The organism is Scandinavium sp. UTDF21-P1B, from assembly GCF_040750395.1.
Lineage (GTDB): Bacteria > Pseudomonadota > Gammaproteobacteria > Enterobacterales > Enterobacteriaceae > Scandinavium.
Window position 1 is genome coordinate 138,896 of sequence record NZ_JBFLVD010000010.1, and the last position, 22,537, is coordinate 161,432.

Sequence of the window (22,537 nt, forward strand, 5' to 3'; positions counted from 1 at the left end):
GGAGGGCATCAGCCCTCCGGGACCGGGAAAGTCTTAAGGCAAGCCAATGAAAAAAATACCCCTCGCTGTAGTCACGCTGATATTACCCCTGATGCTCTCCGGATGTAGCTACTACAACCAGTTTGTGGAGCGAATGAACACAGATACCCTCGAATATAAGTGTGACGAAAAGCCGCTTACCGTTCACCTGAACAACACTCGCCAGCAGGTGAGTTTCATCTATGATAATCAGCAGCAAACGCTGACGCAGGGCATTTCTGCCTCCGGTGCGCGATACACCGACGGTATCTATGTCTTCTGGTCGAAGGGCGACAGTGTGACGGTCTACAAACGTGACCGTATCGTACTGAATAACTGCCAGTTGCAAAATCCGAAGCGTTGAGATTTTACTGAGGGCGGCGCACAATAGCGCCACCTGAAGACAACATCGAAAACGCCATGTCTGACAACGACGATCTGCAGCAAATCGCGCATCTGCGCCGTGAGTATACCCGTGGCGGCCTGCGCCGCCGCGATCTTCCCGCTGAACCTCTGGCGCTGTTTGAGCGCTGGCTGGGCCAGGCCTGCGAGGCCAGGCTGGCCGATCCGACTGCAATGGTGGTAGCCACTGTCGACGAAAACGGTCAGCCTTATCAGCGTATTGTGCTGCTCAAGCACTACGACGAAAAAGGGCTGGTGTTCTATACCAACCTGGGCAGCCGTAAAGCGCATCATCTCGAACAAAATCCGCGCATCAGCCTGTTGTTCCCCTGGCATATGCTGGAGCGTCAGGTGATGGTAACCGGCAAAGCCGAGCGTCTGTCGACAATTGAGGTAGTGAAATACTTCCACAGCCGCCCACGCGACAGCCAGATCGGTGCCTGGGTGTCGAAGCAGTCCAGCCGTATTTCGGCGCGCGGGATCCTCGAAAGCAAATTCCTTGAGCTTAAGCAAAAGTTCCAGCAGGGCGAAGTGCCGCTGCCGAGCTTCTGGGGCGGATACCGCATCAGCATTGAATCGATGGAGTTCTGGCAGGGCGGTGAACACCGTCTGCACGATCGATTTATGTATCAGCGCGAAGGCGACGCCTGGAAAATTGACCGCCTGGCGCCGTGATCCCATATTTGTTGCGTTAAGCGCTGGCACAACACGGGCTGGCGTTTTATTCTATGGGCCTTTCGCAAATGGCGAAACGTCGTGTACCGGCTAAGGTGCAGTCTGTTTTATACATGGAGACTTTGATGGCGAGCAGTAACTTGATTAAACAATTGCAAGAGCGGGGCCTTGTGGCTCAGGTGACGGACGAGGATGCGTTAGCAGAGCGACTGGCGCAGGGCCCGATCGCGCTCTATTGCGGCTTCGATCCTACCGCTGACAGCTTGCATTTGGGGCATCTTGTTCCCCTGTTATGCCTGAAACGCTTCCAGGAAGCGGGCCACAAGCCTGTGGCGCTGGTCGGTGGAGCTACTGGTCTTATCGGCGATCCAAGCTTCAAGGCCGCAGAGCGTAAGCTGAACACCGAAGACACCGTTCAGGAATGGGTGGAGAAAATCCGTAAGCAGGTGGCGCCTTTCCTTGATTTCGACTGCGGCAGCAACTCCGCCATTGCGGCGAACAACTACGACTGGTTCGGTGGCATGAACGTGCTGACCTTCCTGCGCGACATCGGTAAACACTTTTCCGTTAACCAGATGATCAACAAGGAAGCGGTGAAGCAGCGTCTGAACCGTGACGATCAGGGGATCTCCTTTACCGAATTCTCCTACAACCTGCTGCAGGGCTACGACTTCGCCTGCCTGAATAACCTGCACGGCGTGGCGCTGCAAATCGGTGGCTCCGACCAGTGGGGTAACATCACCTCCGGCATCGATCTGACCCGTCGTCTGCACCAGAATCAGGTGTTTGGCCTGACCGTGCCGCTGATCACCAAAGCCGACGGCACCAAATTCGGCAAAACCGAAGGTGGTGCGGTATGGCTGGATCCGAAGAAAACCAGCCCGTACAAATTCTACCAGTTCTGGATCAACACCGCAGATGCGGACGTGTATCGCTTCCTGAAGTTCTTCACCTTCATGGACATTGCTGAAATCAATGCCCTGGAAGAAGAAGACAAAAACAGCGGCAAAGCGCCGCGTGCCCAGTATGTACTGGCAGAGCAGGTGACGCGCCTGGTTCACGGCGAAGAAGGCCTGGAAGCAGCGAAACGCATCACCGCAAGCCTGTTCAACGGTACGCTGAGCGACCTAAGCGAAGCGGACTTCGAGCAGCTGGCACAGGACGGCGTGCCGATGGTCGAAATGGAAAAAGGTGCCGACCTGATGCAGGCGCTGGTGGATTCCGAACTTCAGCCATCCCGTGGTCAGGCACGTAAAACTATCGCCTCCAACGCGGTCACCATCAACGGTGAAAAGCAGACTGACCCGGAATACACCTTCGCCGACAGCGATCGCCTCTTCGGACGTTACACGCTGCTGCGTCGCGGTAAGAAAAACTACTGCCTGGTGTGCTGGAAATAATCCAGAAGCCCGGCAGCGTGGGCTTACCGGGCCTACTAAAAGCGTTATATTCGTAGGCCTGTCTAAGCGAAGCGCCGTCAGGCAACCAGCCAAACAAAAGGCCGCATAAGCGGCCTTTTTTACGTCTGTCTGAAACGATCAGCTTAGCCCTTCAGCCGCCAAAGCCGCCGTCACGCCCGGGCGAGCAGCCACGCGAGCCATATAGGCTTCAATGTTTTTCAGGCCGCTCATGTCGAGTTTAACGGCACGGGCCCAGCGCAGAACGGTAAACAGGTAACCATCGGCAATGGTAAAGCGATTTCCACTAATCCACTCGTTGTCGCGCAGTGAGTCGTTCACGTAGCTCAGTTTCTTCTCAAGCAGGGCGCGGACGGTCGGTTTGAAGTCTTCCGGAGTATCAGGACGGAACAGCGGCGTAAAGCCTTTGTGCAGCTCTGTCGCGATGTAGTTGAGCCACTCCAGCGTCTTATAGCGCGCAATGCTGCCCGCAGGGGCCAGCAGCTGGCGGTCTGCTTTGGTGTCGGCGATATACTGCATAATCGCCACGCCCTCGGTCAGCAGCGTGTTGTCATCCAGCAGCAGGGCTGGCACCTGACCTTTTGGGTTGACCTGCCAAAAATCTTCCCCGTTTTCCAGCTGCTTTTTCGCAAGATCAACGCCTACCAGCGAGAAGTCCATGCCGCTTTCACGCAAAGCGATGTGAGAAGCGAGAGAACAGGCACCGGGCTTGTAGAACAATTTCATGACGAACTCCTTTGGACACAGATGTGCTCTCTATCCTGATGTGGCGACAGGTAAAAAACAAGGTTCATCGCACTTTAGCGCGAACAAAAAAAAGCCGCTGAACGTGTCAGCGGCTGAATTTTTCGTTTTCCGGATGAGGCTTACGCCGTTGCGGTCTCGCGCGCTTTTGCGGTAGCAGCATCATCGTCGAGCGTCATGCGGTTCAGCTTCGGTGCGGTCAGCATCATCAGCACCGCGATAACGCCGGTAGCGATACCGATTTTCAGGAACACATCACCGTAGACGTTCAGGGACATCAGCGGATCGGTTACGTTTTCCGGAACAGCCATCAGGTTCGCGATTTTACCTGCGATAATTGCGGCTCCCGCTGTTGTCAGGAACCAGCTACCCATGATGAAGCCCATCAGGCGCTGTGGAACCAGCTGTGCGACCATTGCCAGGCCCAGACCGGAGATCATCAGCTCGCCGATAGACTGCAGCGCATAGCTCAGAATCAGCCAGTTAACGGAAACGATACCCGCGTCGGTGGCGAACTTGGTGCCCAGCGGCAGAACCAGGAACGCACCGGAGCACAGCACCATACCGACGGCAAACTTGTGCGGCATCGGCAGACGGTCGCCCATCTTGTTGTAGATAGCGGCCAGAATTGGGCTACCAATCATGATCCAGAACGGGTTCAGGGCCTGGAACTGCTCCGGCTCGAATGCGATACCCAGAATAGAGTGCTCAACGTTGCGGATAGCAAAGAAGTTCAGAGAGGTTGGCATCTGGCTGTAGAGCACGAAGAAGACAATCGCTTCCAGCATCAGAAGGAAGGCAACAATCATCTTACGACGCGCGGCGCCTTTCATCGCAAAGGCTTCTTTAGCGAAGATGCAGATGATACCCAGAGCAACAACGCCCAGAACCGCACGAGCAACGCCCTGGTTATGCAGCAGCCAGGTTGCGATGGTGACCAGCACCACAACGCCGACGATAGTTGCCAGCAGTTTGCCAACGTGTACCGGTGCGAAGTCAGGTTTAGAACCGTACTGCTTAACCCATTTCTGGCAGAACGCGAAGTTCACCACGGTGATCAGCATACCGACCACGCTCAGGGCAAACGCGGTGCTCCAGCCGTATTTCGCGGCAAGCCACGGGGTCGCCAGCATAGAGAAGAAGGAACCGATGTTCACGGACATGTAGTACATGGTGAATGCACCGTCCAGACGCGGGTCGTTTTTATCGTAGCAGGTAGAGAGCAGGGAAGACGGGTTAGCTTTGAACAGGCCGTTACCGACCGCAATGGTCGCCATACCCATATAAACCACCGCCGCGTCGTGACCGGAGAAAGCCACCAGCGCATAACCGATCGCCAGAACGACGGCACCGAGCATGATAACGCGTTTGGTACCCAGGACTTTATCGCCCAGCCAGCCGCCAACGGCAACCAGACCATAGACCAGAGCACTGAAAGAGGAGAACAGCGTAATAGAGTCCGCTTCTGACATACCCAGTTGTTTTACCAGGTAAACGGCCATAATCCCTTGCAGGCCGTAGAAGCCAAAACGTTCCCAAAGTTCAATGGAGAAAATCAGGTAGAACGCTTTTGGCTGTTTGAAAGCGTTAAGACTCACGCTTTCGTCTGTTGGTTTATTGTTTGCAGTAGACACTTATACCTCTTTTTTACATCCCATATTAACGGGGGTGGTGGGCGTGACGTTCGTTTCGACATCCGCCTTATAGTTATTCTTGGAGGGGAAAACGGCAGGTAATGTTCACTATCCGGGGCGATCGCACAAGGGGTTTGTAATACTCTGTTACACATAACGGAGGCGTTATAATCGTCCGTTCATACAAATGTTATTTAGTGTTTAACTTTGCCGTTTCGCTCCATCCAGATTTTTTCACTAAAAGCGAGCCCGTATCTTCGCCTTGTGGCGATATGTTCTGCTGTTTTGCCTGTGGTGTAGTTATATAGGCCATTAATCCTAAAAATAGTGGTGATATGTCTGGTTAAAAAACGACTAACCCCTGCATCAGCAAAGGCTTGGCTGCGATTTGATAACAAATAAGTAACCTGATGTTATCGTGGTGATCCAGATCACATTTGTATAGAAAATTCAGCTGAGAAAAAAACGATTAACCTGTCCGGACGATTAACCACCGGATTATTCGTTATCATTGCAGGGAGGTATGGGGTAAATGCAGGGGAGAAACGCCGGATTGCGACACGGCGTTAAAGCAGTCAGAAATCGACTTTCTCTTTAAATTCACACAGATCTTCAATCAGGCAGGAGCCGCAGCGTGGCTTGCGGGCGATGCAGGTGTAGCGGCCGTGCAGGATCAACCAGTGATGGCAGTCCACTTTGAATTCGGCAGGAACGACCTTCAGCAGCTTTTCTTCCACCTGCTCAACGTTTTTCCCTGGCGCAAAGTTGGTGCGGTTACAGACGCGGAAAATGTGGGTATCAACGGCAATCGTTGGCCAGCCGAAGGCGGTGTTCAGCACCACGTTTGCCGTTTTGCGCCCGACGCCGGGTAGGGCTTCCAGCGCGGCTCTGTCTTCCGGGACCACGCTGCCGTGCTGTTCAATTAAAATGCGGCAGGTTTTAATCACGTTCTCAGCCTTGCTGTTAAACAGGCCGATGGTTTTGATGTATTCCTTTACGCCGTCTACGCCGAGTGCCAGCATCGCTTCCGGCGTATTCGCTACCGGATAGAGCTTCGCGGTCGCTTTGTTAACGCTGACGTCTGTGGCCTGGGCCGAAAGCAGGACGGCAATCAGCAGTTCAAAAGGCGTGGAGAAATTCAGTTCGGTTGTGGGATGCGGATTGTTGTCACGCAATCGGGTCAGGATTTCATGACGCTTCTCTTTATTCATCAGGCTTTCCCTGTGGTGGTTTTCACGTCCGGTGTCACTTCACAATGGTTACGCACGGTGCTGGCTTTCTGCTTCGCGCGCTGATCGATAAGGTATTTGATCGCCAGCAGCATGCCAAGGCCGATAAATGCGCCCGGCGGCAGCATCGCCAGCAGGAACGGCGTATCGGTATGGAACACTTCGATTCTCAGCGCTTTGGCCCAGCCGCCCAGCAGGCCGTCGGCGCCGTCAAACAGCGTACCGTTACCTAAAATTTCGCGCAGGGATCCCAGCACGAACATCGCGCAGGTTGCTCCCAGGCCGATGGAAAAACCATCCAGCGCCGAAAGCATAGGGCCTTTTTTGGCGGCGAAGGCTTCCGCACGTCCTACCACGATACAGTTGGTCACGATAAGCGGAATAAAAATGCCGAGTGACTGATAGAGCCCAAAGGCATAGGCGTTAATCAGCATCTGCACTGAGCTCACCACCGAGGCAATGATCATCACGTAAATGGGAATGCGGATCTCCGGCGGCGTCCACTTACGCAGCAGGGAGATAAACAGGTTGGTCAGGGTCAGCACCAGGGTGGTCGCCAGTCCCAACCCGAGCGCATTGGTAGCAGTAGATGTGACCGCCAGTAGCGGGCAAAGGCCCAAAAGCTGTACCAGCGAGGAGTTGTTTTTCCATAATCCCTGGACGATGACGTCTTTAATTTCGCTCATGATTTACTCTTCACAAGGGGGGAGTTCGTTTATCTGTGCCGGTAAAGTCTGCGCAAACAGGCCTGCACGTTTCACCGCGTTAACCACCGCGCGCGGCGTGATGGTCGCACCGGTAAACTGATCAAAATCACCGCCGTCTTTTTTCACCGCCCAATGGCTGTCGTCAGCGCCGTGAATGATTTTCCCGGCAAAACGCGTGATCCAGTCGCCGTGCTTCATCTCAATTTTATCACCCAGGCCCGGCGTTTCGTGATGTTCCGTTACACGTGTACCGAGCACGGTGCCGTTGAAATCAGCCCCGACCAGCAGTTGAATTGCGCCGGAATAACCGTCGGGTGCCGTGGCTTCCATTACGACCGCAACCGGTGCGTCGTCTTTACGCGCAATATAGACTTTATGGGTGCCTTTACCGAGCGCCGGATCGTTCAGCAGGTAACAGCTTTTCAGCAGATCGTTATTATAGCTACCCGGCACAATGACCTGGTCGAACAGCGCCATCTGCTGCTTTGCCGCCTGGCTGTCAATGGTGTTTTTGGTCATCTGGTTGATGATGGCAGTCGTTCCGGTAGCGCCGGCGGCGAAGAGAGCCAGCGTGATGCCGTGTTTGCGAATCGTTGTCAGCATGGTCGGTCTCAGCGGTGTCCGTAAACGCGTGGGCGCGTGTAGTAGTCAATCAGCGGAACGGTGATATTGGCGAGCAGGGTGGCGAAGGCCACGCCGTCCGGATAGCCGCCAAAGCTGCGAATCAGCCACACCAGCAGGCCCGCCAGCGCACCGTATACCAGGCGCCCACGGTTGGTCGTCGAGGCCGTCACCGGGTCGGTCAGAATGAAGAAGGCGCCCAGCATGGTGGCGCCGGACAGCATATGCATCTGCGGAGAAGCCAGGCTCTCCGGGGAGAAGATCCAGCCGAGCGTAGAGCAAATCGCCAGCGTCAGCAGGAAACTCACCGGAATGTGCCAGCGAATGGTTCGCTGCCAGATCAGGAACAGACCACCCAGCAGGTATGCCACGTTCACCCACTGCCAGCCAATGCCCGCCAGCGCGCCACGGTAAATGGCTCCGTTGAGGATCTCATTCACGCTGTGACCCGCATGCAGAGACGTTTTGAAGTTGTCGAGCGGCGTCGCCTGGCTGATGCCGTCAACGCCCATGCGCAGGGTATTGATATCGGCACCTGCTGCCGTGTGGCCGCTGAAAATTATCTGCACGACGTCCATAAAGCCTGGCGTATTTGCTGCGATCGCCTGCGGCGGCAGCCAGGAAGTCATCTGCACCGGGAAGGAGATCAGCAGCACGACGTAGCCGATCATTGCCGGGTTAAAGGGATTGTGACCGAGGCCGCCGTAAAGCTGTTTGGCTATGATTACCGCGAACGCCGTGCCGAGCACAATCATCCACCAGGGGGCGGTAGAAGGAATACTGATCGCCAGCAGCAGGCCGGTCAGCAGAGCCGAGTTATCGCTAAGCGTTTGCCCGATACTCTGCTTACGCAGACGCAAAATAGCCGCTTCGGCGCCCCAGGCCGTCACGCTTGCCAGCAGGAGCTGAATCAGCGTGCCCCAGCCGAAAAACCAGGTCTGTACAGCGATGCCTGGAATAGCCGCCAGCAGCACCAGCAGCATAATTCGCGAGGTCTGGCGATGGTTATGGGTATAAGGGGAGCTTGCGATTTTAAAAACCATTTATTCCTCGTTCACTGCCTGTTTTTCTGCTTTACGCGCCTTTGCGCGTGCGATAGCCGCTTCAACGGCGGCTTTGCGCGGGTCAATAGCTTCATCGACAGATTCATTTGCCGCCTGTTGTTCGGCCTTGCGCGCTTTGGCGCGGGCGATAGCTGCTTCAACGGCGGCTTTACGCGGGTCAACGGTTTCCGCGACAGGCTCGGCTGTTGCCTGCTGTTCAGCCTTGCGGGCTTTGGCGCGGGCGATGGCTGCTTCAACGGCGGCTTTACGCGGGTCAACGGTTTTCGCGACAGGCTCGGCTGTTGCCTGCTGTTCAGCCTTGCGTGCTTTAGCCCGGGCAATAGCAGCCTCAACGGCGGCTTTGCGTGGATCTACTGCGTCTGAAAGCTGTTCTGCGATGGCTGCATCAGTCTGCTCGCCAGCAAGGCGTTTTTCGGCCTGAGCTGCGCGGGCCTGTGCTTTACGTGCTTCACGTGCGGCGATGACGGCGCTGTTGTCAGGTTTTTCACCAGCCTGAATGATGACAGGCTGGGTGGCCTGCTGCTGTTTTTCACGAACCCGGCTCAGGGCCGCTTCGATTGCAGCCTGGTCTTTTGCCGCAGGCTGAACGGCGGCCTGTTTGTGTCGCTCCAGACGGGCGGCTTTCTCACGCTCAAGGCGCTCTGCGCGGGCTTCGAAACGGGCTTTCGCTTCGGCGGCGCGTTTTTCTTCCTGGCGAATGGCGGCGATTTCCGCTTTTTCCTGACGGAAGTACTGCACCAGCGGAATGTTGCTTGGGCAGACCCATGCACAGGCCCCACACTCAATACAGTCGGAAAGATTGTGTGCAGTAGCTTTGTCGTGCTGCTGGCCTTTGCTGAACCAGTACAGCTGCTGCGGCAGCAAATCAGCCGGGCAGGAATCGGCACAGGCGCTACAGCGAATGCAGCCTTTCTCTTCCTGCTCTTCGCCCATCTCGCTGGCGGAAGGCGCTAGCAGACAGTTGGTGATTTTTACCACCGGCACGTCCAGCCAGGGCAGGGTGAAGCCCATCAGCGGACCGCCCATAATCACCATCTGTTCAGGCGTGGCGCAGAAGCCAGCATCTTCGAGTAAATGACGAACCGGCGTGCCCAGTCGCGCCCAGACGTTGCCCGGACGGGTAACGGATTCACCGGTGAGTGTCACTACACGTTCGGTTAGCGGCTCACCGTCAATGATGGCACGCTTCACCGCAAACGCCGTGCCGACGTTCTGCATCAGCACGCCAATATCAGATGAGCGACCGCCGTGGGGAACCTGCTTGCCGGTCAGAATTTGCGTCAGCTGCTTTGCGCCACCGGACGGGTATTTGGTCGGGATGACGCGCAGGCTGATGCCATGAACATCAGCGAGTACGGCGCGCATCATCGAAATGGCCTGCGGCTTATTGTCTTCGATGCCGATCAGCACTTCTTTCGGCTGAAGGACGTGCATCAGAATGCGGATACCGTCGACGATCTGGGCCGCGCAATCCTGCATCAGGCGGTCGTCGGCGGTGATATACGGCTCACACTCGGCGGCGTTGATGATAAGCGTGTCGATTTTATCGCCGCCGCCTTTCAGCTTGCTGCCGGTCGGGAAGCCAGCGCCGCCCAGGCCTGCAACGCCAAAATCATGAATGCGCTCAATAAGCTCGTCACGGCTTCGCTGCTGCCAGTCACACCAGCCGTCGCGGTCGATCCAGCGGTCTTCACCGTCGGCCTCGATAATAACGCTCATCTCTGCGAGAGCCGAAGGATGCGCCGTGGAGTGGGGAGCAATCGCGACCACGATACCGGAGGTTGGCGCATGGACGGGAAGCATTCGGCCCCAGCCACGGGTTAACGGCTGGCCGCGCAGAACGCGTTCGCCAACCGTGACGCTGAGTTCGCCTTCGGCACCGATGTGCTGTTTCAGTGGGATGACGTAGCGCTGCGCGAGGGGAACCTGGCGCAGCGGCGTGCCATTGGACTGAGTCTTCATCTCCGGAGGATGGATCCCGCCGTCGAAGTCCCAGATTTTGTCCTTTCTGAACGCGGAGAATAACTTAAGCATGGTGTTCCACTGGAATGATACGAACTGGAATGGCCTGCAGATCCCATTTCCAGCTTTCGGTCGTCTCAGCGACCGGACGTAATTCAATACACTGCGTCGGACAAGGCGCGACGCAAAGGTTACAGCCGGTACACAGGTCGCTTATGACGGTATGCATCGCGCGGGTGGCGCCGACAATGGCATCAACCGGACAGGCCTGAATACACTTGGTGCAGCCGATGCAGTTGGGCTCATCGATCACCGCCAGCATGCGCACCGGCTCAGTAGCCTCTTCCTCGCCGTCTATAGGCTGCGGTTCAACGTTCAGCAGCGTGGCGATTTTCAGCATCACGGCTTCGCCGCCTGGGGCGCAACGGTTAATTTTTTCGCCCTGGCTGCCGACGGCTTCCGCATAGGGACGACAGCCCGGGTAGCCGCACTGGCCGCACTGACTCTGCGGCAGAATTTCATCGATTTTCTCTACCACCGGATCGTCTTCCACCGCAAAACGGCGTGAAGCGTATCCGAGAATGCCGCCAAAAATAAGCCCTAACAGGCTGATGGCCGCAATGGCAATCCACACTAAGGTCATTACAACTTCACCAAACCACTAAAGCCCATAAAGGCCAGAGACATTAACCCTGCGGTGACCAGCGCAATGGCGTTACCCTTAAACGGGGCAGGGACATCGGCGACCACCAGACGTTCGCGAATAGCGGCGAACAGCACCATCACCAGCGAGAAACCCACCGCCGCGGAGAATCCGTACAGCGCCGATTGCAGAAAATTGTGCCCGAGGTTGATATTTAACAGCGCCACGCCAAGCACCGCGCAGTTGGTAGTGATAAGCGGCAGGAAAATCCCGAGCAGGCGATAGAGCGCCGGGCTGGTTTTACGCACAACCATTTCGGTGAACTGCACCACCACCGCGATGACCAGAATAAAGGCCAGCGTGCGCAGGTAAATCAGATTCAGCGGAATGAGGATCCAGGTATCAATCAGCCATGCGCAGACGGAGGCGAGGGTCATCACAAACGTGGTGGCAAGGCCCATCCCCATCGCCGTTTCCAGTTTTTTGGAAACGCCCATAAATGGACACAGCCCGAGAAACTTCACCAGAACGAAGTTATTCACAAGGACGGTGCCAACGAAAAGCAGCAGGTAGTTGGTCATAGTGCGCCTGAAACGAAAAAAAGCCGCCTATTATCGGACAAACCGACGCAGGCGACAACAGATTATCTGTAAGGTTATTACGGCTTAACGAAGGTGCGTTTCACGCGCTCAGAGCGCTTGAAATAGGGCACTAACAGCGCGGTAGCCAGCAGCGGGAAAAGCAGCTGACGTAAGGCTAACGCATCGGATACCGGAGCGAAGGCAAACGTCTTAACGGCAAGCAGGACCATAATAAGCAACCAGATGATGTAATGCTTTGGCACCAGCCTGCGGCGCTTAAAGAAAGCCGCTGTCAGCCAAAGGGTGTAGCACCACATGGCTAGGCCAAAAAGCAGTGAGAAGCCGATTAACACCAGATTTGTGGTACTCAGAACCTTCAGATTCGCGACAAAAAGAACACCGATAAAATTCAGCGTCGTCAGCGTCACGCTTATCAGGGCGACAATAAGCCAGGCCAGCGGGGCAAGCAGCCAGCCGCCAATACGTTCTGTAGGTTCTGTGGTCATGACCTCTCCGAAATCAGCGTCAGTCAGAAATGCGGGGCGAGAAGTATAAGCAACTGACGCGACAGAAAACAGTCTTTATTATTGTACGTAGCGCCACACGGTCTTAGGCACCTGGCCAATATCGTACAAACGACCGCCGGAAACCAGCTCCGCCCGGCGATGATCGGCTGCGCGATACATATTGACGATTTCCTGAGTGTCGCTGAGTGAATAATTCAGGTGATCAAAAAGCTTTTCCAGACTTTCAAGAGAGCTGATTTTGCGAAATTTCAATAAATAATCCAAGACGGTCATGGTAGCGCTTTCCAATTATGCTGTTGTAATTATTAGGTAAATATAACCCGTTAGCGTTCATCATCGGGCCGGTTATTCGGGCTGACGGGTCACAAGATGCGCTTAAATTATTTAGGCTATAAGCACCAAAAACAAGCTCAGAAGAGTATTCTGGCCATGTAAAATTTGAATTAGGAATTTTCCAGGCGGAATGTCAGGCGCCGGAAGGCGCCTGGGAGAGAAGATTAACGTTGTTCGCCGCGGGTAGCAATCACCTTCTGGTACCAGAAATAGCTCTTTTTACGTTTTCGGGCCAGATTCTGATGATGATCAACATAAACGAAGCCGTACTGTTTCTTATAACCGTTCAACCAGCTTAGTAGATCAATAAAGGACCATGGGTAATAGCCGCGCACATCTGCGCCTTGCAGCATTGCATTTTCCATCGCCGTAATATGCATGCTCAAATAATCAATACGCGGGTCATCAACGATTTCACCCTTAATAATAGGGTCTTTTGCGCCCAGGCCATTCTCGGTAATGTACATCGGAATATCACCGTAGCGTTCTTTGATCATCATAATGCCGTCGGTAAGACCCTGCGGCCAGATTTCCCAGTCCCAGTCCGTATAAACACCGTCCGGATTGCGCACGAATTTAAACAGGTCCTTAAAGCCGAATTCATTTCCGCTGTTCGGTTCGCCGTTGTGGTTGCTGGCGGTGCTGGTTTCGCCTGGGTTAGCGACCACGGTTTCGCGGCGATAATAGTTCAGACCGATAAAGTCACAAATATTATCGCGCAGCAGTGCGTCGTCGCCGGATTCGAAGTGTGGAACGCCCCAAAGCGCCTGCGTTTGCGCAAGTAAATCCTCAGGGTAGTGCCCTTTCAGAACCGGATCGTAGAGCCAGTGGGTATGGATAGCATCGGCGATGGCCGTAGCGGCCAGATCTTCCGGGCTGTTGGTTAGCGCCGTATGAGGCTGCAGGACGTTAACGAAGCCAATCTCACCTTGCACGTTCATCTCACGGAAAGCTTTGACCGCCAGCGCGTGGGCAATGAAGACCTGATGACAGGCCTGCACCGCGCGTGCCGGATCTTTTACCGAAGGCGGGTGGCTGCCGGTGATATAGCCGTGGCCAATAAATACGATGGTCTCGTTGAACGTTGCCCACAGTTTTACGCGGTCTCCATAGCGCGAGTAGCACAGACGTGCATACTCCTCGAAGGCTTTTGCCGTAGCGCGGGCTTCCCAGCCGCCTTCATCCTGTAAGGCCTGCGGCAGGTCCCAGTGATAGAGCGTAATCATCGGCACGATGTTGTGAGCCAGCAGGGCGTCGATCAAATCGCTGTAGAATTTGATCCCGGCTTCATTGACTTCACCGCGGCCGTTTGGCAACAGACGTGGCCAGGAAATAGAAAATCGGTAGCTTTGCAGACCCATTTCGGCCATCAGCGCCACGTCTTCCTGCATGCGGTGATAGTGATCGACGGCGACATCACCGTTGGTGTTCTGGTAAGTCGTTCCCGGCAGATGAGAAAACACATCCCAGATGGATAACCCTTTACCGTCTTCGTTATGTGCGCCTTCAACCTGATACGCGGCGGTTGCTGCGCCCCAGAGAAAGTCTTTTGGAAATGCGGCCATGACACGCTCCTTATCGATAAGATAAAAGCAGTGTACGGAGGGGAAATGTAAATCTGCAACCGGTTTCAGAAACCGGTTGCATAGTTGCGACCAGGGTCACTTTCTGACAATCACTTGTGCGGCGTCGTAGCCGTAGTGGGGGCTTCTGGTGTCTGGTAGTTATCAATGTGATGCGCTGCAATCAGCAGCAATACGCAAACCCCAAGCACAATCCAGCCCACCAGCTCGACGATGCGGTTAAATACCATAGTCATAACAATCACTGTCTCCAAAAATCCAGCCAGGAATGTTACCAGGAACACTGCGTTCAGGCCAGGGCGGGAAACGAGCAATCTGCATCATTTTTCACCATCTGTTGAAAGTTTAAGACGCTCGCGAGAGCGAATTGTTAATAAACAGTTGTGAGGTTCTGACAGATGTTGTGAAATGACAGCCATCCACAGATGAGGGCGAAAACATGAGTGACACTATCCGCGTCGGATTAATTGGCTATGGCTACGCGAGTAAAACCTTCCACGCACCGCTGATTAGCGGCACGCCAGGCATGGAGCTGGCGGCGGTTTCCAGCAGTGACGAAGCGAAGGTCAAGGCAGACTGGCCGGGCGTGAAGGTCGTTTCGGAGCCGAAGCATCTGTTTAACGACCCGACCATTGATTTAATTGTCATTCCTACGCCAAACGATACCCACTTCCCGCTGGCGAAAGCCGTACTGGAAGCGGGCAAGCATGTAGTGGTGGATAAACCCTTTACCGTGACACTGTCACAGGCACGTGAGCTGGACGCGCTGGCGCGCGGCCTGGGCCGTCTGCTTTCGGTATTCCACAACCGCCGCTGGGACAGCGATTTCCTGACTGTGAAGCAGCTGATTGCCGAAGGTCAGCTTGGTGAAGTGACCTTTTTTGAATCGCACTTTGACCGCTACCGCCCGGAAGTCCGCAACCGCTGGCGTGAACAGGGCGGCCCGGGGAGCGGTATCTGGTACGACTTAGGCCCGCATCTGCTGGATCAGGCCATCAATCTGTTTGGCCTGCCGGTGAGTCTGACTGTCGATCTGGCGCAGCTCCGTCCGGGCGCACAGTCTACGGACTATTTCCATGCGGTGTTAACCTATCCGCAGCGCCGTGTGGTGCTGCATGGCACGCTGCTGGCCGCGGCAGAATCGGCGCGTTATATCGTACACGGCACCCGTGCGAGCTACGTGAAATACGGTCTTGATCCACAGGAAGAACGTCTGAAAAACGGTGAACGCCTGCCGCAGGAAGACTGGGGCTACGACATGCGTGATGGCGTACTGACCCGCGTGGACGGTGACGATCGCACCGAAGAAACCTGGCTGACGGTGCCGGGCAACTATCCGGCATACTATGCGGGTATTCGCGATGCCCTGAACGGTAACGGTGAAAATCCGGTTCCGGCGAGCCAGGCGATTCAGATTATGGAATTGATTGAGCTGGGCATTGAGTCGGCGAAGCACCGCTCAACGCTGAGCCTGACCTGAGTGCAGCTATTGAGGCGCACGCTGATGCCCTCACCCCAACCCTCTCCCACGGGAGAGGGCGCAAACACTAAAAACGGCAACCGAAGTTGCCGCTTTGCATTTACCTCCGCCACCTGGCAATATGCAGAGCATAAAGAGCCGGGACATTCTCCCGGCTTTTTTACGCCTGTACTTTCTTAATCAGCGCCTGTTTTTCCTGCGCCGAAAGAAACGCGATTTCCAGCCCGTTAATTTGCGCCTGGCGAATTTGTGCCGCCGACAAACCTGCTGCCGGAGCCGCAACCTCATATTCATGAATCAGATCAACGCCCTGAACTGCCGGATCGTCGGTATTCAGCGAGGCCAGCACGCCGTGCTCGAGGAATGTTTTCAGCGGATGACGCGCCAGCTCTGCTACGGTGCTGGTCTGAATGTTGGAGGTCAGGCAGGATTCAATCCCGATGCGCTGTTCAACGAGGAAATCCATCAGGGCAGGATCTTCAACGGCCTTCACGCCGTGACCGATGCGCTCCGCGCCCAGTTCACGAATCGCCTGCCAGATGCTTTCCGGGCCAGCGGCTTCGCCGGCGTGTACGGTAATGCGCCAGCCTGCATCGCGTGCGCGGTTGAAATGATTCAGGAACAGGCTGCCCGGGAAACCGAGTTCATCGCCCGCCAGATCGAGCGCGGTAATGCCATCGCGGTGGGCAAGCAGGGCATTAAGCTCCTGTTCGCAGGCGGCTTCGCCAAAAGTGCGGCTCATGATGCCAATCAGGTTTGCCTTTACCGGGAAATCACGGCAGCCTTCCTGCACGCCGGCGATCACAGCTTCCACCACGCCAGCAACAGGCAGATTGTGGGCCATTGCCATGTAGCGTGGGGAGAAGCGCAGCTCGACGTAATCAATGCCGTTGCGGGCAGCGTCTTCAATGTTTTCCCATGCAACGCGACGACAGGCGTCTAAATCGGCCAGGACTTTGACCCCCCAGTCGAGTTTGCTGAGGAAGCTCACCAGATCGGGTTCAAGGCTGGTAACCTGCACGTGCGGACGCAACGCGTCCAGCGAGTCAGCAGGCAGGGCAATATTATGCTGGCGACCGAGTTCGAGAATGGTTTGTGCGCGAATGTTGCCATCAAGGTGGCGGTGAATGTCTGTCAGGGGCAGGTCTTTATGAATCATGGTCGCACTCTTTTTTTAGGTAAAGTGCGACACATTATAAAGCCAAAACGGCGCTAAAAGCTATTTTGCGCAACGAAAAACTCTGTTGCGCAACAGAATCAGCGGACGGCGTGCAGTGCGTTAATCAGCGCCTGAACGCCTTTCTCAAGTTTGCTGCGTGGGCACCCGGCATTAAGACGTACAAAACCGTTACCTTCTTCTCCGTAGGTATATCCTGGCATGATGGCGACCTTTTGCTGCTCAATCAGTACTTTTTGCAGTAGCTTGTCGTCAACGTGTAGCGGGCGTAAATCAATCCACGCCAGGTAAGTCGACTCTGGCGGCTGCCAGTTGAGTTCCGGGAAAGCGGTATTCAGCTCGTGGGCGATATAGCGCATATTTTCCTGCAAATAATCCCGCAGGGCATCCAGCCAGGATTCACCTTTTCCGTAGGCGGCAATGTGTGCGATAACCGCCGGAATCGATGGCGAGGAGAGCCCGTCACGGCCTTTCAGGGCATTCAGGTATCCGTCGCGGGAGGATTGTTCACCAATCAGCCCGTAAGCTCCGGTAAGGGCTGGAATATTGAAGCTTTTCGAGCCGGAGGTAAACAGTGCCCAGTCGTTCTGCGCCACCTCGCACCAGGGAATATGGCGACGCCCGTTCCAGGTCATATCCATATGAATTTCGTCGCTGATAACCTTCACGCCATGCTTCTGGCACAGGCTGGCAATCGTGCTCAGCTCTTCGCGCGTCCACACTTTGCCGGTCGGGTTATGTGGGCTGCACAGCAGCAGAATTTTGTTGCGTGGTTCTGCAAGGACGCTTTCCAGCAGCGCCATATCGCAGAACCAGCCTTCGCCGGTGTGGTGCAGCGGCACGGCGGCGATAGTGCGCTTATTGCCTTCAATGGCTTTGTAGAAGGCATCGTAAGCGGGGGTATGCACCACGATGCCGTCGCCTTCGTCGGACCACTGACGGATCATCTGCGAAACCATGTAGATAACCGACGGGCCGTACACGATATGGTCGGTATCGATGATGCTGTCGAAACGCTTGCGGAACCAGTGCTGGATTGCACCGAGAAACTCATCGTTTTTCCAGCGGCTGTAGCCGAGCACGCCGTGGCTGAGACGCTGGCTGATGGCCTCCAGCACGCAAGGCGCGGTGGCGAAATCCATGTCGGAGATGGTGAAGGGTAGCAAATCGGCGGTGCCAAAGCGGTCGGCAACGTAATCCCACTGGGTACACCAGGTGCCGTGGCGATCGATAACCGTTGAGAAATCAAACATGGGAAACTCCATTTCGGTCAAACGAGGAATAACACATTTTCCCCCTCCAGGACGAAGGGGGAAAGGGGATTTACGCCTGAACAGGGCTCATCAGTGAGGATAATTCATCTTTTACCGACTGAACCTGCGGCCCAATCACAACCTGCAGGCTGTGCTCGTTGAGCTTAACCACACCGATAGCGCGGTTGGCTTTCAGCGCATCAGCGTCAACTTTGCTCATATCCTCAATGGACAGACGCAGACGGGTCAGGCAGTTGTCGAGGCTGGAAATGTTCTCCGCGCCACCGAGCGCAGCGAGGATCGCCGGGGTGTTGTAGCCGGATTTCCCGGTCACGCCTGCGACCGCTTTTTCTACGCTGGACGCAGTTTCGATATCCCGGCCCGGCGTTTTGATGTTAAAGCGGGTGATGGCGAAGCGGAAGATAACGTAGTAAACCGCAAACCAGATAGCCGCAACAACCGGCACCAGATACCACTTGGTGGCCAGGCCGTGCAGGATCCCGAATACCACGAAATCGATGACGTTGCCGTCAGTGTTACCGATGGTCACACCCAGAACAGCCATCACGGTGAAGCCAAGGCCGGTCAGCAGCGCGTGGATAACAAACAATACCGGAGCCACGAACAGGAACAGGAATTCAATCGGCTCTGTGGTTCCACCCACGACGCAGGCAATCACGCCGGAGATGAGCAGCCCTTTAATTTTGTGACGGTTTTCCGGACGAGCACAGTGGTACATCGCCAGTGCCGCACCCGGCAGGCCGCCGAGGAAGGCAGGCATTTTCCCCTGAGACAGGAAGCGGGTGGCGCTTTCAGAGAAGCCGTGAGTGGTCGGGCAGCTCAGCTGCGCCTGGAAGATAGTCAGCGCGCCGCTAACGGAATGACCGCAGACGTCCATGGTGCCGCCCGCTTCGGTGAAGCGAATCAGGGCAACCAGAATATGCTGCAGACCGAACGGTAACAGCAGGCGTTCACCGGTCCCGAAGATCATTGGCCCGAATTCGCCCGCGCTGTTAATCACATAGCCCAGGCCGTTAATGCCTTTAGCAAAGAAAGGCCAGATAAGCGGGATAGCCAGGCCGACCAGACCGAGTACCAGAGTGGTGATGATGGGGACAAAGCGGGTGCCGCCAAAGAACGCCAGCGCATCCGGCAGACGAATCGTGTGAAAACGCTCGTGCAGCATCCACACAATAACGCCACAAATCACCGCGCCCAGGATACCGGTATCGATGGACTGGATACCAATAATGCTCTGGATGTTGTTGGCTTTCAGGATAGCCGCATCTGTTGTCGGCAGAATACCTTTCGCGGTCAACCAGAAGTTGACCGACAGATTCATGACTGCGTAACCCACAAAGCCCGCAAATGCCGCAACGCCTTTGTTATCGCGCGCCAGCCCCAGCGGGATGGCGATACAGAACATCACCGGCAGGAAGCTGAAGGCGAATGAGCCCATTTTGCTCATCCACATGAAGAGCGCCTGCAGGAACGGAGTGTCCAGCCACGGCAGTAGCGTGGTGACGTCATGGCTGCTCAGCGAGCTGCCGATCCCCATCATGATCCCGCAGAATGAGAGAAGTGCCACTGGCAACATGAAGGTCTTACCCAACTGCTGGAAAAATTCCCAGACGGTGGTCTTAGGTGCTGCTTTCGCCGTCATAAAACGACTCCTTGTCCTGATAAAACTGTTGTAGTTGTAGAATGCAGCGGAAAGATAAAACGTTTTACCTAATTTTAGTGCGAGCAAAATCACATAATCAAACGATAATAAGGTTTATAAATATAACCTATTGATAAAACGTTTTATCGCTACACGGGAGTGGCATCGGCGCATGGCCATTGCAAAAAAAGTCACCATCAACGATGTCGCACAGGCGGCGGGGGTCTCCGTGGCCACCGTATCGCTGGTATTAAGCGGTAAAGGGCGTATCTCGATTGCCACCGGTGAGCGCGTCAACCAGGCGATAGAACAACTTGGCTTTGTGCGTAACCGCCAGGCGGCCTCGCTGCGCGGCGGGCAAACGGGCGTGATTGGGCTTATTGTTGGCGATCTTTGTGCGCCATTTTACGCAGAGCTTGCCGCCGGCATGATTGAGGCGCTGGAGTCCCAGGGCAAAATGGTGTTTCTCACCCAGGGCGGGCGCAAGGGCGAACATATGCTTCAGCGCTTTGACACGCTGGTCTCACAGGGCGTAGACGGTGTGGTGATTGCCGGGGCGGTGGACAGAGGTGCGGAACTGCGCGATAAGGCTGAAGAGAACGGCGTGCCGCTGGTCTTCGCTTCCCGGGCAAGCTATCTCGACGACGTCGATTTAATTCGCCCGGACAACATGCAGGCGGCGCAAATGCTGACCGAACATCTTATTCGCAAAGGCCATCAGCGCATCGCCTGGATTGGCGGGCAAAGTGCGTCGCTGACACGCGCAGAACGCGTTGGCGGCTACTGTGCCACGCTGCTGAAATTCGGTTTGCCGTTCCACAGTGAATGGGTTATCGAGTGTGAAGCCACGCAAAAACAGGCGTCACAGGCGTTGACGACGCTGCTGCGCCATAATCCGACCATTACCGCCGTGGTCTGCTACAACAGCGTAGTGGCGATGGGCGCGTGGCTCGGTTTGATGCGTGCGGGCTGGAAAAGCGGCGATGAAGTTGTCGATTACTACGATAAGCGAATTGCGCTTGCCGCCTTCGCAGAAGTGCCGGAGGCAAGCCTGGACGACGCGCCAATGAGCTGGGCAATTACTCCAGCCAGAGAGATGGGGCAAAGCGTTGCGGAGCGAATGCTGCAGCGTATTGTGGACGGTAAAAGCTCCACGCGAAATCAGATCATGCCGCCGCGGCTGGTGAAGCAGGTATAAAAAAACCGGCTGCATGATGCAGCCGGTTTGCCGTTTATGGGAGCGATCAATCCGGGCTATCTGCCGGCGGTTAAGGCTGTACTGACTGCTCCTGCTGGGCCGGTGCGGCATCTCCCTGCGGGGCAGGTATCGCCACGTCAGGTACGCCAAACATGCCGACAAAATCCGCCAGCGGCATTTTCTGCCCGTTGAGCGTCACCTGGCCGTTGGCATACTGCAGGCTGGTCTGAATGTTGTTGTCCTGCTGAGTGGTGATGCGGAACATCTGGCCCATTGCCGCCAGGCCTTTCACCTGCTGGCTCGCCAGCTTTTCTGCATCGGCCTGCTGATAGCCTTCCAGGCGCGCCACCTGCGTCATAAATTCCGTCGCCATGTCCATCGGGATCACCAGCTTACCGTCGAGCGACTTCACGCTGCGATCGACTTCCTGCGCCAGCGTTTGCGGGGCAACGGTCGCCGTAGACGGATCTTTCAGGAACAGCGAAAGATTAAAGGTGGTTTCGCCTTTGCTGTTTTTCCAGCTCAGCGGCGCGATGGTGATCACCGGTTCGCCTTTCAGCAGCAGCGGCAGGGCGCTGAAGAACGCCTCGGTCACCTTCTGCTGGTACACTTCCGGGTTATCCATCATGCCCGGCTGCGCGAGCAGCGCCTGGACTTCGCCGTTATACTGCTGGCTGAACTGATGCCAGGACTGGCCGTCAATCTGACCGACCTTCAGCGCCAGCTTACTGCTGCCCATGTCCTGCCCCTGCAGCTTCAGGCTGTTGAGGGTGTAATCCAGCGAAGTGTTAATTTTTTTGCCGTCATCAGAAAGTGCGGATTTGCCGTCAAGCGTCATGCCATCAAGCAGCGCCAGCTCTTTACCTTCCACGCCGACCGACACTTTATCGAGGGTGACTTTCTGATTGCCAATGCGCTCAGCAAAAGAGGTGAGCTTGCTGTCGCCTTCGGTCCTGAGGTTGTTAAAGGTGAGCTGGACCTTCTGGTTGTACTCGTTGACCGCGTTAATCACGCCGCTTTCAACGTTACCGTTCAGTGAGAAGACGTTGCCGTCTTTGTCGGCATCGAGTTTGAAGTCACCGCCGCTGAGGGCGACTTTCTCTTCGCCTTTTTCGTAGTTCAGCGGCTTGAGGTTGATGTCTGAACGGGTGTCACCGGCATAGCTAATGCGGGTGCTGATATCGAACGGCGACTGGCCTTTGGCCAAGTCAAACAGCTGTTTGGTGGTGTCGTTGTTCACCAGCTGAGAGTTGACGGTCGCCATTGCTGGCGCAAGGTTGAATGACTTCAGCGAGACCAGCGGGAAGGGGCCGTGAGACACATTTTCATCCAGAACGACGGTCTGCCCCGGCTTCAGCCAGCTGCTTTTCGCGCCGTCAGCGGGCTTCACGACCATCTGTAAGTGACTGCTGAACACGCCGCGCTGGTAGTTCTGATACGCAAGCTGAATACCCGCCTCCGGCGCGGTGCTGGCCAGCTGTGCGTTTGCCTGCGCCACCATATCGGCCAGACGACCTTCCAGTTGTTTACCCGTGTACCAGGAGCCCCCGGTCCATACCACTCCTAAAGCCACAATAATGCCAACTGCAACCAGCGATTTTTTCATAGCGTTTGTCCATAAAATG

The 22,537-nt window shown here is 55.6% G+C and carries 22 protein-coding genes; 5 read left to right on the plus strand and 17 right to left on the minus strand.

The window, feature by feature from the left end; translation table 11 throughout:
- Positions 1–46 precede the first annotated feature (46 nt).
- From mliC to tyrS, 3 genes are all read left to right on the plus strand, one after another.
- The gene (gene mliC / locus AB1287_RS06325; protein ID WP_435617266.1) at positions 47–382 is read left to right on the plus strand and encodes a C-type lysozyme inhibitor; all 336 of its coding nucleotides are present in this window, start codon (positions 47–49) and stop codon (positions 380–382) included.
- A 56-nt stretch (positions 383–438) separates the two neighbouring features.
- Entirely contained in the window at positions 439–1,095 is a 657-nt protein-coding gene (gene pdxH, locus AB1287_RS06330) for a pyridoxamine 5'-phosphate oxidase (RefSeq protein WP_312629698.1), read from the plus strand.
- A gap of 125 nt (positions 1,096–1,220) precedes the next feature.
- Positions 1,221–2,495 carry a tyrosine--tRNA ligase gene (tyrS, locus tag AB1287_RS06335; RefSeq protein WP_312629700.1) on the plus strand — a complete coding sequence of 425 codons (1,275 nt, stop codon included), beginning with the start codon at positions 1,221–1,223 and terminating at the stop codon, positions 2,493–2,495.
- A gap of 138 nt (positions 2,496–2,633) precedes the next feature.
- Here the strand turns inward: tyrS and gstA are convergent, their stop codons facing one another.
- The 13 genes from gstA to blr all read right to left on the minus strand — a co-directional run bounded on the left by gstA (position 2,634) and on the right by blr (position 14,377).
- Positions 2,634–3,239, minus strand: a complete 606-nt coding sequence (gene gstA / locus AB1287_RS06340; RefSeq protein ID WP_312629702.1) for a glutathione transferase GstA — start codon at positions 3,237–3,239, stop codon at positions 2,634–2,636.
- Between the two features lie 140 nt (positions 3,240–3,379).
- A complete protein-coding gene (dtpA, locus tag AB1287_RS06345; protein WP_312629704.1) occupies positions 3,380–4,891 on the minus strand; it encodes a dipeptide/tripeptide permease DtpA in 1,512 nt (503 codons plus the stop codon).
- A gap of 575 nt (positions 4,892–5,466) precedes the next feature.
- Entirely contained in the window at positions 5,467–6,102 is a 636-nt protein-coding gene (gene nth / locus AB1287_RS06350; protein WP_435617267.1) for an endonuclease III, read from the minus strand.
- On the minus strand, positions 6,102–6,806 hold the full coding sequence (locus AB1287_RS06355) for an electron transport complex subunit E (RefSeq protein ID WP_312629706.1): 705 nt from the start codon (positions 6,804–6,806) through the stop codon (positions 6,102–6,104). Before AB1287_RS06355 ends, nth begins: the two co-directional genes overlap by 1 nt.
- A 3-nt stretch (positions 6,807–6,809) precedes the next feature.
- The gene (gene rsxG, locus AB1287_RS06360; protein ID WP_435617268.1) at positions 6,810–7,430 is read right to left on the minus strand and encodes an electron transport complex subunit RsxG; all 621 of its coding nucleotides are present in this window, start codon (positions 7,428–7,430) and stop codon (positions 6,810–6,812) included.
- A gap of 8 nt (positions 7,431–7,438) precedes the next feature.
- Entirely contained in the window at positions 7,439–8,491 is a 1,053-nt protein-coding gene (gene rsxD / locus AB1287_RS06365; RefSeq protein WP_312629710.1) for an electron transport complex subunit RsxD, read from the minus strand.
- Positions 8,492–10,546: an electron transport complex subunit RsxC gene (gene rsxC, locus AB1287_RS06370; protein WP_435617269.1), complete on the minus strand. Its 2,055-nt coding sequence runs from the start codon at positions 10,544–10,546 to the stop codon at positions 8,492–8,494.
- Positions 10,539–11,117: an electron transport complex subunit RsxB gene (gene rsxB, locus AB1287_RS06375; protein ID WP_435617270.1), complete on the minus strand. Its 579-nt coding sequence runs from the start codon at positions 11,115–11,117 to the stop codon at positions 10,539–10,541. Before rsxB ends, rsxC begins: the two co-directional genes overlap by 8 nt.
- Positions 11,117–11,698, minus strand: a complete 582-nt coding sequence (rsxA, locus tag AB1287_RS06380; protein ID WP_312629716.1) for an electron transport complex subunit RsxA — start codon at positions 11,696–11,698, stop codon at positions 11,117–11,119. Before rsxA ends, rsxB begins: the two co-directional genes overlap by 1 nt.
- Before the next feature lie 77 nt (positions 11,699–11,775).
- Complete coding sequence (locus tag AB1287_RS06385) at positions 11,776–12,204, minus strand: DUF2569 domain-containing protein (RefSeq protein WP_312629717.1); 429 nt, start codon at positions 12,202–12,204, stop codon at positions 11,776–11,778.
- A gap of 78 nt (positions 12,205–12,282) precedes the next feature.
- Positions 12,283–12,498 (minus strand): transcription modulator YdgT, encoded by a 216-nt coding sequence (gene ydgT / locus AB1287_RS06390; protein ID WP_312629719.1) that lies wholly within the window; start codon positions 12,496–12,498, stop codon positions 12,283–12,285.
- Positions 12,499–12,722: 224 nt separating this feature from the next.
- Positions 12,723–14,123: a GH1 family beta-glucosidase gene (locus tag AB1287_RS06395; protein ID WP_435617271.1), complete on the minus strand. Its 1,401-nt coding sequence runs from the start codon at positions 14,121–14,123 to the stop codon at positions 12,723–12,725.
- Positions 14,124–14,233: 110 nt separating this feature from the next.
- On the minus strand, positions 14,234–14,377 hold the full coding sequence (gene blr, locus AB1287_RS06400) for a division septum protein Blr (RefSeq protein ID WP_312629722.1): 144 nt from the start codon (positions 14,375–14,377) through the stop codon (positions 14,234–14,236).
- A 203-nt stretch (positions 14,378–14,580) separates the two neighbouring features.
- Between blr and AB1287_RS06405 the strand changes: the two genes are divergently transcribed.
- Complete coding sequence (locus AB1287_RS06405) at positions 14,581–15,621, plus strand: oxidoreductase (RefSeq protein ID WP_435617272.1); 1,041 nt, start codon at positions 14,581–14,583, stop codon at positions 15,619–15,621.
- 160 nt (positions 15,622–15,781) lie between these two features.
- On the opposite strand, the gene add is transcribed toward AB1287_RS06405, so the two are convergent.
- From add to malX, 3 genes are all read right to left on the minus strand, one after another.
- Positions 15,782–16,780, minus strand: a complete 999-nt coding sequence (gene add, locus AB1287_RS06410) for an adenosine deaminase (protein ID WP_435617273.1) — start codon at positions 16,778–16,780, stop codon at positions 15,782–15,784.
- Positions 16,781–16,878: 98 nt separating this feature from the next.
- On the minus strand, positions 16,879–18,051 hold the full coding sequence (locus tag AB1287_RS06415) for a MalY/PatB family protein (RefSeq protein ID WP_435617274.1): 1,173 nt from the start codon (positions 18,049–18,051) through the stop codon (positions 16,879–16,881).
- Between the two features lie 70 nt (positions 18,052–18,121).
- The gene (gene malX, locus AB1287_RS06420) at positions 18,122–19,714 is read right to left on the minus strand and encodes a maltose/glucose-specific PTS transporter subunit IIBC (RefSeq protein WP_312626283.1); all 1,593 of its coding nucleotides are present in this window, start codon (positions 19,712–19,714) and stop codon (positions 18,122–18,124) included.
- 172 nt (positions 19,715–19,886) lie between these two features.
- Here malX and malI point away from each other — a divergent pair, with 172 nt between their 5' ends.
- Complete coding sequence (malI, locus tag AB1287_RS06425) at positions 19,887–20,912, plus strand: Mal regulon transcriptional regulator MalI (protein ID WP_435617275.1); 1,026 nt, start codon at positions 19,887–19,889, stop codon at positions 20,910–20,912.
- A gap of 70 nt (positions 20,913–20,982) precedes the next feature.
- Here the strand turns inward: malI and AB1287_RS06430 are convergent, their stop codons facing one another.
- Positions 20,983–22,518, minus strand: coding sequence for a YdgA family protein (locus tag AB1287_RS06430; RefSeq protein WP_435617276.1), 1,536 nt, complete (start codon positions 22,516–22,518; stop codon positions 20,983–20,985).
- Positions 22,519–22,537: the final 19 nt, after the last annotated feature.